This window comes from Pantoea sp. Pa-EAmG (genome assembly GCF_030024295.1).
Taxonomy (GTDB): Bacteria; Pseudomonadota; Gammaproteobacteria; order Enterobacterales; family Enterobacteriaceae; genus Pantoea; species Pantoea dispersa.
In genome coordinates this window covers 20,320-32,229 of sequence record NZ_JASEWO010000002.1, presented here as the reverse complement: position 1 = coordinate 32,229, position 11,910 = coordinate 20,320, and the positions used below count along the sequence as shown (strand labels likewise).

The following is an 11,910-nucleotide window of genomic DNA, read 5'->3' as shown; positions in this document are numbered from 1 at the left end:
TCAGCCTCGTTCAGGATTGAGGGCATTGGCCAGCCAGGTGACCAGCAGGACAACCGCAAAATAAGAGATCACCAGCGCGCTGGTGAAATGCCCGCTGCCGTTGCGCATGTTGTAGAGATAAACCTGCAGCGTTTCATAGCGGGTGCCGACCAGCAGGTTAGCAAAGACAAACTCACCAATCAGAAAGGAGAAGGAGAGCAGCACGGCAATGAACACCCCTTTGCGCAGATTTGGCAGCACCACAAACAGGGCTGCCTGCCAGGTGCTGGCGCCCAGCAGATGAGCCGCGTCAATCAGCTCTTTCAGGTTGATGGCCTGCATATTGTTGGCAATGGCGCGGTAGATAAACGGCAACGCAATGGTGAAGTAACAGCCGATGAGAATCCACGGCGTGCCGGTCAGCATCAGCGGGCCCGAGGAGTAGAGCTGCAGCAGCCCGACCGACGAGACTACCGGCGGCACGGCAAACGGCATCAGAATCAGCACGTTCATCACCGCGTCCAGTTTTGGATAGTAGTAAGCGATCACAAACATCGCAGGCAGCACCAGCAGCAGGGAGAACAGCAGCGCACCCACGCAGATCAGCAGCGAATGACCGAGCGCGGTGAGGAAGCGCGGATCGCTCCACAACTGCGTCAGCCACTTCAGGGTAAAGCCCTGCGGCAGAATGGTATCGCTCCACTCGCTGGAGATGCCGTACAGCAGCGTCGCCAGCAGCGGTGCGGCGAGCACGATCAGCAGCAGCCAGACAATCAGGCGATGGTAGAGTTTTTCGACGCGAGACATGTCAGGACTCCTGTACGCGGGCATGCAGATAGCTGCGACGCACCAGATACTGCTGCACCACGGTAATCAGCGCCATAATCAGCACCAGCAGCATCGCCAGCGCGCCGCCGGTATTGGGATCGAGCGAGATATCGCCTGATACCAGCGCGGCGATGCGCACCGGCACCACGTTGAAGTTGCCGGTGGTCAGCGCGTAAATGGTGGCGTAGGCGCCAAGCGCGTTGGCCAGCAAAATTACAAAGGTGCCGAGCAGTGCCGGAAACAGAATCGGCAGGCCGATGTGCCACCAGTAGCGCCAGCGGCTGGCACCGAGCAGTGCCGCCGACTCTTCCCAGTCTTTCCGCAGCCCGTCAAACGCCGGGTAGAGCAGCAGAATACCGAGCGGAATCTGGAACCAGGTGTAAACCAGCACCATGCCGTCGCGCGAAAACAGCTTAAAGCTGTCCAGCCAGCCGTAGTGGCGCAGCAGCAGCGTCAGGCAGCCGTTCAGTCCGAGCAGGATGACAAAGGCGAAGGCCAGCGGCACGCCGGCGAAGTTGCTGGTCATATTGGTGAACGACAGCAAAAAGCGCTGAAAACGCCCGGTGCCGAGCTTGTGCAGCGAATAACCGGCAAGCAGCGCGATCAGCAGGCCGTAAACGCTCGACCACAGCGAAATATCCAGCGACAGGCGAAAAGCCTGCAGGTAGAACGGTGAAGTGAGGATATCGCTGTAGTTGTCGATGCCCCAGCGCTCATTGATATCGCTCCAGAAGCTGTTGATGGCAATCCACAGCAGCGGCGCGAGCTGGAAGGCGATCCAGAACAGCACGAACGGCAGCAGCAGCAGCGAGGCCAGGGTTTTGCCCTTCATCAGCGCGGCTCCGCCAGCAGACCGCGACACAGCGGTTTGTCGTGCGGGACGCCGAGCAGGGTGCAGACGGTGCCGCACAGGTCGGTTTGCTGCGGCTCCAGGTCGGGCTGCAGCGAGAAGCCGCGGCCAAAAACAAACAGCGGCACCTGCGTCTCTTCCGGCAGAATACCGCCGTGCGAGCGATCGTCGTTCATGCCGTGGTCGGCAGTGACAATCACCTGATAACCGGCGGCCAGCCAGCCCGGCATCCACTGCGACAGATAGCCATCCGCCATTCGTGCCCGGTTACGGTACTGCGGTGATGACAGGCTGTGCTTGTGCCCGGCATCGTCGATGTTCATTGGGTGAATCAGCAGGAAATCGGGATCGTGCTGCAGGCGCAGGCTTTCGGCATCCTCAAACAGATGCGAGTCGGGGTAACCGTCGTCCCAGTAGAAATGGCCGTACTGGATCGGCAGGTCGGGTGCGTTAGTGTGGCGATCGCGCGCAGCGTTGAACGGCGAGCGGTTATACAGTTCGCTCACCCAGTGATAAGCGGCAGCGGCGGTAGTGAGTCCGGCGTCGCGCGCATAGTGGAAGATACTGCGCTGATTGCTCAGGCGATTGACGCCGTTGTGAATGATGCCGCTGCGCACCGGCGGAATGCCAGTCAGAATGCATTCGTACAGCGGACGCGACAGCGACGGCAATTCGCAGGTTAGCGTGTAATAGTGGCCGTTGCCCTGTTTGCATTCGGCAAACAGATAGCCCATGGCGTGCTGCGCTACCTGATTACTCAGCCCATCGAGTACCACCAGGATTGTTTTCATCCCCGCTCCCTCAGGTGCGCATGAATGCGCACCCTGTAAAAATTGGTGATAGGTACCGGCGCAATGTATTGCGCATTGCCGGAAAACGGATGCACGATACACCGCGCCGCTACGGTATGTGCGACTGGCAAAATCTCTGCGTTACTGCTTCATGTTAATAACCACATTCTCCTGCCACAGGCGCGGCAGCAGTTTTGAGGTCTTATCCCAGGCAGCCTGATCTTTGATCGGACGGGCATTTTTATATTCCGACTGCGGCAGCAGTTTGGCCTGCACGTCCGCCGGCAGCGTTAAATGCTCGGCGCGGATCGGGCGCGCATAGCCTTTCGCCAGGTTGATCTGGCCCTCATCCGACAGAATGTATTCACGCGCCAGCTTCGCCGCATTCGGATGTCTGGCGTATTTGTTGATGATGGTGGTGTAGCCAGAAGTCACGGAACCGTCGGACGGGATCACCACTTCGTAGCGATTTTTATCAATCTGGTCGCGGTAGTTCAGACCGTTGAAGTCCCACACCACGGCCACCTGAATTTCGCCTTTTTCGATGTTGGCGATCACCGGGTCGGTCACGCCGAGACGGCCCTGTTTCGCCAGCTCGCCGAAGAACGCCAGCGCCGGCTTGATGTTCTTCTCGTCACCGCCCAGCGCATAGCTGGCGGCGAGGACGCCGTTTGCCGCCTGAGCAGCCGTGCCGACGTCGCCGATAGTGACCACATACTTACCTTTTTTCAGATCGGCCCAGCTGTGCGGTGCGTCTTTCACCTGCTGCTTGTCGATCAGGAAAGCGATGGTGCCGGTGTAGGCCAGCATCCAGTTGCCATCGGCGTCTTTCGCCCATGCCGGAATCTGATCCCAGTGGGTCGGTTTGTAAGGTTGCGCCACGCCTTTGGCGACGGCAATCGGACCGAAAGCGGCGCCCACGTCGCCGATATCGGCGCTGGCGTTATCCTGCTCGGCGGCAAACTTCGCCAGCTCCTGCGCCGAAGACATATCGGTATCGCTGTGCTTGAGACCGTATTTGGTGCTGAGATCGTTCCAGGTATCTTTCCAGTTGGCCCAGGTGTCAGGCATACCGACGCTGTTCACCTGGCCTTCGGCGCGCGCGGCTTTTTCCAGCGCGGCAACATCGTTATCGGCGGCCTGCGCGGCGGGCAGCGCAAGCAGAACGGCACTGGCTACTACAGAAGAGATAAACGCTTTCATCTCGGTTGCTCCGGGTGTAAGTTGTGGGTCGTCGTGGTCTAGTCCAGCAAGAACCGAGCCAATGTAGCCCGGATAGATGAAGGTTTTATGACCGGGGTGTTGAAATGGGATGTGGCGCGTCGTTCCACATGCGGTTACAGCGCGCTAAAGCGTGGGATGTGCCTTGTCACATTGTAGTCATCGAACTGTCATAGTGCAGATTTGCCCCAAAATGAGGCTAAAAAAATGTCGTCGAAAACCGCAGATGTGATCGCCGCCGCACTATGCGAACGGATTGAAAACGGAGAGTTTGTCACCAGACGATTGCCGGCCGAGCGCGCGTTGAGCGAACAATATTCCACCACGCGCATCACGCTTCGTGAAGCGCTTGGCCTGCTGGAAGCGCAGGGCGTCATCTACCGCGAACTGCGGCGCGGCTGGTTTATTGCGCCGCCGCGCCTCATCTATAACCCGGCACATCACAGCCACTTTCACGCCATGGCGCTGCAGCAGGGGCGCATTGCCAGCACTGAGGTGATGGAGGCGCGCGAGGTGCCGGCGCAGCTGGCAATTGCGCGTCATCTGCAACTGCTGGAAGGCGATCAGGTGTACCGCATTCGCCGCCTGCGCCGCATTGATGGCCGCGCGGTGCTATACGTCGAGCATTACCTCAATCCGGCCTTCTTTCCCGGTCTGCTGCGTGAAGATCTCACCCGCTCGCTGACCGATCTGTATGACCAGCGCTACGGCATTCACTACGGCGGCGCACGGTTTACCATTGTGCCCGGTCCGCTTCCGGCGCGGGCGGCGCCCGCACTGAACGTGGCGAGCGGTACGCCCGGCCTGCTGATTACGCGTATCAACCGTGACCAGCATAAGCGGGTGATTGACTGCGACTGCGAGTACTGGCGTTATGACGCGCTGTGCGTTGATGTTGAGGTGTGATGTATTGTGATTTAGATCACATTACAGCATGATAGCGCCAGAAGAATCTCGTCATCTGAGGCGCAAAATAATGACAACAAAACCAGCGGCGGGGCAGCTTATTGCTTCGGTATTACAGTGGGTACTGAACATTGGCCTGGTGATTCTGGCCGTTATTCTGGTGGTGTTTCTCGGTAAAGAGACCATTCACCTGGCGAATGTGCTGTTCAGCACCGGTGAGCAGGCGTCTTCGTATCTGCTGATCGAAGGCATTGTGATCTACTTTCTCTATTTCGAGTTTATCGCGCTGATTGTGAAGTACTTTCAGTCCGGCTATCACTTTCCGCTGCGCTACTTCGTCTATATCGGCATCACGGCGATTATTCGTCTGATCATTGTCGATCATAAAAATCCTTTCGATACGTTGTGCTACTCGGCGGCCATTTTGATTCTGGTGGTGACGCTGTGGCTGGCCAACAGTAACCGCCTGAAACGCGAGTAATTCCTCCCGCGACGCCAGCGTGGCACAAGCAGATGTGTCACGCTGAGCGCGGTGCGCTACACTAGGGCAACTTTTTTACCGGAGATGTCCTGATGTCGCATGACGCGCTGCGCCAGTTACGCGCACTGCACTGGCTGCCAGCCTCTTCCCCGTTACTTTCACCGCCGCTGCTTGACTGGCTGCTGGAAGAAGACTCAATGACGCGCCGCTTTGAGCAGCACTGCCAGCAGGTTACCGTACAACTGCTGCGGGAAGCGTTCATTACCGCCGATGAGATGCCGCAGGAAGCAGCGTTTCTGCCTGCCGACACGCGCTTCTGGCTGCGTGAAATCGTGCTGTGCGGTGACAATGAACCCTGGCTGATTGGCCGTACCGTGGTGCCGGAGAGCACGCTGAACGGCCCGGAACAGATGCTGCAAAATCTCGGCACGCGACCGCTGGGACGCTACCTGTTTTCCTCCTCGACGCTGAGCCGCGATTTTATCGATCCGGGCCAGATTGATGACCTGTGGGGACGCCGCTCGCGGCTGCGCCTGTCCGGAAAACCGCTGCTGTTAACTGAACTGTTTTTACCGGCGTCGCCGCTGTACCGCGCGCTGAAGCAAGGATAACGCCCCGTGCAAAAGACTTTAACCATGAGCAAATGGCAGGCCTATAGTCGCCTGATGCGTATTGATAAACCGATTGGCACGCTGCTGCTGCTGTGGCCGACACTGTGGGCGCTGTGGCTATCAGGCATGGCGATTCCGCCGCTGTCGGTGCTGCTGGTGTTCGTCCTCGGCGTGTTTGTGATGCGTGCGGCGGGCTGCGTGATCAACGATTATGCCGACCGTAACGTCGACGGCCACGTGAAACGCACCGCCGCGCGGCCGTTAGCCAGCGGCGCGGTAACGGAGAAAGAGGCGAAACTGCTGTTCGCCGGCCTCGGTCTGCTGGCGTTCCTGCTGGTGCTGACCATGAACCGCATGACCATTCTGCTGTCATTTGGCGGGCTGGCGCTGGCGTGGGTTTATCCCTTTATGAAGCGTTATACCCATCTGCCGCAGGTGGTGCTGGGCGCGGCGTTTGGCTGGGCGATTCCGATGGGCTGGGCGGCGGTTAGTGAGTCCTTACCCTTTGTCTGCTGGCTGGTGTTTCTCGCCAATATTTGCTGGACGGTGGCTTATGACACCCAGTACGCCATGGTTGACCGCGACGACGATCTGAAGATTGGCGTGAAATCCACGGCGATTCTGTTTGGGCGTTACGACAAGCTGATTATCGGGTTGTTACAGCTGGCCGCGCTGGGCCTGATGGCGCTGGTGGGCATTTTACTGCATCTGAACGGTGCGTTTTACTGGTCGCTGCTGCTGGCGGGCGGGCTGTTTGTGCATCAGCAGAAACTGATTGCCGGGCGTGAACGTGAGCTGTGCTTCCAGGCATTCCTCAACAACAACTACGTTGGCCTGGTGCTGTTTATTGGCGTGCTGCTTAATACCCAGCCGTTTGTTGCGCTGTTCTGATGGTGGGGTGATTAACCCCGGCGGCGTGCCGGTCGCCGCAGTGGGAAGCGCGTTCTTTTCGCGCCTGAATTCTGAAAATGAAACCGCGGCGCAATCTGGCGTGTGACAGATGCGCCGTGGTTTTCAGTCGCCCATTAGTCGTGCGCCACGGCACTCTCAATGGTCAGACGGACATCGCTGGTGACCAGTTCGGCCAGCATCTGCCACATCATATTGGTACGTTCAGCATCCGCATCACCGGAATCACTGATATAGCCTTCATCACGCAGCGACAGCACCAGCGCGGTAAAGACCGCCTTATCAAAGAACTCCGGCGCATTGATACCGTGCAGCACTGACAGACGCTGAGCCAGCGTGCGGCTCTCTTTCTCCAGCGTGCCACGGTTAATGGTCGGCTTGGCGCTGAGAATGGCGAAGGTAATGGCAAAACGCTGCAGCGTTTCACGAATCCCGGCCGCCAGCAGCTGCAGCGTACGGTAACGCGCCGCACTCATTTTCAGCTGGCCTTCCTGTACGGTAATCAGCCCCTGCCGCGCCATTTCGGCGCAGAGCGCATTCAGCAGGGCCGGCAGTTCGGCACTGTCCCAGCGCAGGAACAGTTCGCTCTTCAGCATCGGATAGACCAGGCTGACCTGACGCAGCAGTTCCGCCTCGCTGATCTCCCGATGCTGCTGCACGATAGCGGCAATCAGCGACGGCATCACCAGCATATGGTGGATGTTGTTGCGATAGTAGGTCATCAGCACCGCCTGCTCGCGCGGCAGAATGATGATCTCGCCAATACTGTCCTGCTCGGTCTCGAACTTGTTCATACCCATGGCGTGATCGAGCAGCGCTTCAGCGCTGAGATCCGGCACGGTTGACTCGGGTGAGTACGGCACATTGCGCAGCAGCTGGGTGTAGCACTCCAGCTGTTCCGTCAGCTGTTCACGCGTCAGCGAACGCTGGCGCGATGCCAGCAGCGCGGTTACGCACAGGTTCATGGCGTTGGCCGCGCCGGCTTCGTTGATGCGTACCATCAGGCGTGCCGCGATATCGTTCACCACCGGTGTCATCCACGCCGGACGCTGAGGATCGATAGGGTCAATCGCTTCACGCCACTCCGGAACCTGTTTGTTGAGATAGTTAACCAGCGACAGCGGCTCACCGAAGTTCACATAGCCCTGGCCGAGGTTACGCAGCTTGCGCAGGCCGCGCACCATCTGCATAAAGCCCTCTTTCTCTTTTGCGGCACCGCGCAGCTCTTTGGCATAAGTGCCGACTTCCATCACGTGCTCATAACCGATGTAGATTGGCACAAAGGTGATAGGACGGCTGCCGCCGCGCAGCAGCGCCTGTAACGTCATCGACAGCGTGCCGGTTTTCGGGTCGAGCAGACGGCCAGTACGTGAGCGCCCGCCCTCAACAAAATACTCAACCGAATAGCCGCGGCTGAACAGCTCGCCCAGATACTCGCGGAACACCGTGGAGTAGAGCTTGTTGCCTTTAAAGGTACGACGAATAAAGAAGGCACCGAGGCGACGGAAAATCGGTCCGGCTGGCCAGAAGTTGAGATTGATACCGGCAGCAATGTGCGGCGGCACCAGGCCCTGATGATAGAGCACGTAGGACAGCAGCAAATAATCCATGTGGCTGCGGTGGCAGGGCACGTAAACAATTTCGTGACCATCCTGCGCCAGCTGGCGCACGCGTTCGCCGCCGTGCACGTTAATGCCCTGATAGAGCCGACTCCACAGCCAGCCCATCACACGGTCAGTCACGCGGATCGCTTCGTACGAGAAATCCGCCGCCACTTCTTCCATCATTTCGATGGCGTTCTGCTGCGCTTTTTCATGCGAAATTTTCTTGCTGCGCGCTTCGTCTTCAACCGCTTTCTCAATCGCTTTGGACTGCAGCAGCTTGTTGAACAGATCCTGGCGTGCCGGCAGACGCGGGCCGACGGCTGCCAGCCGCTGGCGGGCAAAATGAATGCGCGCGACACGTGCCAGTTTCTGCGCGATCGACTGATCGGTACCGTGTTCGGTGGCCATCTGACGCAGTGAAACCGTGGGCGAGAAGCGGACAAAGCTGTCGCGACCGTGCCACAGGATGGCAAAGAACTTCTGTATACCGTTAAGAATACGCAGATGTGGCGTCGGTTCGCCCTGAATTTCACGGCCTGGCGCACGGCCAAACATCACGGAAACCGGCAGCATCTGTACGTCCAGCGCCGCATTATTGCGGTGCAGATCGAGGTAGTCATGGAAAAGCTTGACCGACTCCGGGTTCGCCACGAAATAGGGGAAGACGCGCGGCCCATCGTGAATAAATACGTGGCGCGGCAGCAGGGTGCCGTCAATCTCCAGCGGCGCCAGCGGATCCGGCAGATCGTGCTTCAGGCACTGTGCGCGTAGCGTGAGCAGGTCCGCCTTTGAATCATAAGGCAAAACATACATCACCGGACGGGTCGGATCGATACCGTGTTCCGAGATCGGATCGGTCGGAATGACCTTACTTTTTACCAAAATAGAGAGTGGTAAATTCAACAATTTGTAATAGAGTTTACGCCAACCTGACATAGACAACTTGAAGCCTCTTGTTAGCAAAGCGCGGCAAGCATACCAGAAAGTGCGGCGAAGATCTGTGGCTGTGCCACCTCGCGCGCCCAGACATTGACGTCAAAAACAGTTAAGGGTTCCACAACATGGCAAATAACGTCACCGGTTTCCTGAGAATCATTAAAGCCGCCGGTTATTCCTGGCAGGGGCTGCGCGCTGCCTGGCAGCATGAAGCCGCTTTTCGCCAGGAGGCGATTGCCGCACTGGTCGCGGTTGCCATCGCCTGCTGGCTGGATGTCGATGCCATCACGCGTGTGTTGCTGATTGGCTCGGTGGTGCTGGTGGTCATTGTTGAGATCCTTAATAGTGCCATCGAAGCCGTGGTGGACCGCATCGGTCAGGAGCGCCATCCGCTGGCAGGACGCGCCAAAGACATGGGCTCGGCGGCGGTACTGCTGGCTATCTTACTGGCTCTGTTTGTCTGGATCGCGCTGCTTTGGTCGCATTTGCGATAAACATTCCACATTCATCAAGCCGCTGATTTTTCCCTCTGTTTCGGTTTTCATTTCGCCAATACCTGTATATACTCACAGCGACTGTATAAACAACCAGGGGGCGGGATGAAAGCGTTAACCAGCAGGCAGCAACAGGTCTATGACCTGATTCGCGACCATATTAATCAGACCGGCATGCCGCCAACGCGTGCTGAAATTGCTTCGCAACTGGGCTTCCGCTCGCCTAACGCTGCTGAAGAGCACCTGAAAGCGCTGGCGCGTAAAGGTGTCATTGAAATCGTCTCCGGTGCATCGCGCGGTATCCGCCTGCTGATGGAAGAAGAGGCGAGTGAAGGGCTGCCACTGATCGGTCGCGTCGCCGCCGGCGAACCGCTGCTGGCGCAGGAACATATCGAAGCCCACTATCAGGTCGACGCCAACCTTTTCAAACCCTCTGCCGATTTCCTGCTGCGCGTCAGCGGTATGTCGATGAAAGATATCGGCATTATGGACGGCGATCTGCTCGCGGTGCATAAAACGCAGGAAGTGCGCAATGGCCAGGTGGTGGTTGCGCGTATCGATGATGAAGTCACGGTGAAACGCTGGAAGAAGCAGGGCGCGATTGTCCAGCTGCTGCCGGAAAACAATGATTTCCAGCCGATTGTCGTGGATACCCGTGAACAGTCGCTAACCGTGGAAGGGCTGGCCGTAGGCATCGTGCGCAACGGCGAGTGGCTCTGAAACCCGGTTGATCTCCCCCGCTGCGGCGGCGCTCGCGCGCTGGCCGCAGTCTGCTTTAATCATACTTTTGTTCCCGGCCCGTAAGGCGCTCGCTCAGGCCGACTACCGTAACCCTCGGGATGGGGCTGATGCAGCTATTTTCCTCTTCTGATAAAGCGCTGTGGCGACTGGCGTTGCCAATGATCCTCTCCAATATCACCGTGCCGCTGCTCGGCGTGGTCGATACCGCCGTGATTGGCCATCTTGATAGCCCGATCTACCTCGGCGGCGTGGCCGTAGGCACCACGGCAACCAGCTTCATCTTTATGCTGCTGCTGTTTCTGCGTATGAGCACCACCGGTTTAACCGCGCAGGCCTTCGGGGCCGGCGATAAACAGGCACTGGCGCGCGCACTTATGCAGCCGCTGCTGATCGCCCTCGCCGCCGGGTTGCTGCTGGCGCTGCTGCGTTCTCCTGTCAGTAGCCTGGCGGCAACGCTGATGGGCGGCAGCGCGGAAGTCCAGCAGCAGGCGCAAATCTTCATTGAAATCCGCTGGCTGAGCGCACCAGCTACGCTGGCTAACCTGGTGATTCTCGGCTGGCTGCTGGGCGTGCAGTATGCGCGTGCGCCGATGGTTCTGCTGATTGTCGGAAACCTGGTCAACATCCTGCTCGATCTGCTGCTGGTGCTGAAATTGCACTGGGGCGTTGCCGGTGCCGCCGCCGCCACGGCGCTGGCCGAATACGTGACGCTGGCAGTGGGATTATGGATGGTGGCGCGCGTGCTGAAACTGCGCGGCATCGATTTTAAACTACTGAAAAACAGCTGGCGCGGTGACGCGGCGCGGTTATTTCGCCTTAATCGCGACATCATGCTGCGCTCGCTCATGCTGCAGATCTGCTTCGCCTCGCTGACCCTGCTGGGTGCACGCATCGGACCGGATGTGGTTGCGGTCAATGCGGTGCTGTTGATGTTCCTGACGTTTACTGCCTATGCGCTGGACGGCTTTGCTTACGCTGTGGAAGCCTGCTCGGGTGAAGCTGTAGGGGCAAAAGATCGCAGCCGGCTGCTGCTGATCTGGCATGCCGCCTGTCGCCAGGCGGGTATCGTTGCGCTGCTGTTTGCGCTTATTTATGCGCTTAGCGGCGCGCACATTGTTGCGCTGCTTACCTCGCTGCAGCCGCTGCGTGAGATGGCCGATCGCTTTCTGCTGTGGCAGGTAATTTTACCGCTGGTCGGCGTCTGGTGTTACCTGCTGGACGGCATGTTCATCGGCGCGACACGCGGCCGCGAAATGCGAAACAGCATGATCATGGCTGCAGCAGGTTTCGGCATCACTTTGCTGACGCTGCCGTGGTTAGGGAATCACGGTTTATGGCTGGCGATCACGGTGTTTCTGGCGCTGCGCGGCCTGACGCTGGGATGGATGTGGCGCCGCCACTGGCAGCGTGACAGCTGGTTCAGCCAGCCATAAGCACAGCGCAGGCACCAGAATAATCTGTAATTTCGTGCACAATCCGAAGCGGCTACTATAATTATCTCAAACGGCGCAGATAAGCAGCGCGTTATATGGTTATTTCCGGCATTACATGAGAAATAC

12 protein-coding genes are annotated in these 11,910 nt (G+C 58.4%); 7 read left to right on the top strand and 5 right to left on the bottom strand.

Features of this window, described 5'->3' with window-relative positions:
- From QMM04_RS00545 to QMM04_RS00530, 4 genes are all read right to left on the bottom strand, one after another.
- Nucleotides 1–786, bottom strand: coding sequence for an ABC transporter permease (locus tag QMM04_RS00545; RefSeq protein WP_058757571.1), 786 nt, complete (start codon nt 784–786; stop codon nt 1–3).
- A gap of 1 nt (nt 787) precedes the next feature.
- Nucleotides 788–1,639, bottom strand: a complete 852-nt coding sequence (locus tag QMM04_RS00540; RefSeq protein ID WP_021507865.1) for an ABC transporter permease subunit — start codon at nt 1,637–1,639, stop codon at nt 788–790.
- Entirely contained in the window at nt 1,639–2,448 is an 810-nt protein-coding gene (locus QMM04_RS00535) for an alkaline phosphatase family protein (RefSeq protein ID WP_058770008.1), read from the bottom strand. The genes QMM04_RS00540 and QMM04_RS00535 overlap by 1 nt, the downstream gene beginning before the upstream one ends.
- A 141-nt stretch (nt 2,449–2,589) precedes the next feature.
- On the bottom strand, nt 2,590–3,651 hold the full coding sequence (locus QMM04_RS00530) for an ABC transporter substrate-binding protein (protein ID WP_141496157.1): 1,062 nt from the start codon (nt 3,649–3,651) through the stop codon (nt 2,590–2,592).
- Between the two features lie 225 nt (nt 3,652–3,876).
- Here QMM04_RS00530 and QMM04_RS00525 point away from each other — a divergent pair, with 225 nt between their 5' ends.
- The 4 genes from QMM04_RS00525 to ubiA all read left to right on the top strand — a co-directional run bounded on the left by QMM04_RS00525 (nt 3,877) and on the right by ubiA (nt 6,558).
- The gene (locus tag QMM04_RS00525; protein ID WP_021507862.1) at nt 3,877–4,575 is read left to right on the top strand and encodes a UTRA domain-containing protein; all 699 of its coding nucleotides are present in this window, start codon (nt 3,877–3,879) and stop codon (nt 4,573–4,575) included.
- A gap of 70 nt (nt 4,576–4,645) precedes the next feature.
- Nucleotides 4,646–5,056 (top strand): phosphate-starvation-inducible protein PsiE, encoded by a 411-nt coding sequence (gene psiE / locus QMM04_RS00520; RefSeq protein WP_010616618.1) that lies wholly within the window; start codon nt 4,646–4,648, stop codon nt 5,054–5,056.
- A gap of 92 nt (nt 5,057–5,148) precedes the next feature.
- A complete protein-coding gene (gene ubiC / locus QMM04_RS00515) occupies nt 5,149–5,667 on the top strand; it encodes a chorismate lyase (protein ID WP_010616617.1) in 519 nt (172 codons plus the stop codon).
- 24 nt (nt 5,668–5,691) lie between these two features.
- Nucleotides 5,692–6,558 (top strand): 4-hydroxybenzoate octaprenyltransferase, encoded by an 867-nt coding sequence (gene ubiA, locus QMM04_RS00510; RefSeq protein WP_021507861.1) that lies wholly within the window; start codon nt 5,692–5,694, stop codon nt 6,556–6,558.
- Between the two features lie 134 nt (nt 6,559–6,692).
- Here ubiA and plsB read toward each other — a convergent pair whose 3' ends face one another.
- On the bottom strand, nt 6,693–9,116 hold the full coding sequence (gene plsB, locus QMM04_RS00505) for a glycerol-3-phosphate 1-O-acyltransferase PlsB (RefSeq protein ID WP_059009901.1): 2,424 nt from the start codon (nt 9,114–9,116) through the stop codon (nt 6,693–6,695).
- 125 nt (nt 9,117–9,241) lie between these two features.
- Between plsB and QMM04_RS00500 the strand changes: the two genes are divergently transcribed.
- The 3 genes from QMM04_RS00500 to dinF all read left to right on the top strand — a co-directional run bounded on the left by QMM04_RS00500 (nt 9,242) and on the right by dinF (nt 11,784).
- Nucleotides 9,242–9,610, top strand: a complete 369-nt coding sequence (locus QMM04_RS00500) for a diacylglycerol kinase (protein WP_021507859.1) — start codon at nt 9,242–9,244, stop codon at nt 9,608–9,610.
- Nucleotides 9,611–9,715: 105 nt separating this feature from the next.
- Nucleotides 9,716–10,330: a transcriptional repressor LexA gene (lexA, locus tag QMM04_RS00495; RefSeq protein WP_031279762.1), complete on the top strand. Its 615-nt coding sequence runs from the start codon at nt 9,716–9,718 to the stop codon at nt 10,328–10,330.
- Between the two features lie 128 nt (nt 10,331–10,458).
- The gene (dinF, locus tag QMM04_RS00490) at nt 10,459–11,784 is read left to right on the top strand and encodes an MATE family efflux transporter DinF (protein WP_125309264.1); all 1,326 of its coding nucleotides are present in this window, start codon (nt 10,459–10,461) and stop codon (nt 11,782–11,784) included.
- The last annotated feature ends 126 nt before the right edge of the window (nt 11,785–11,910 follow it).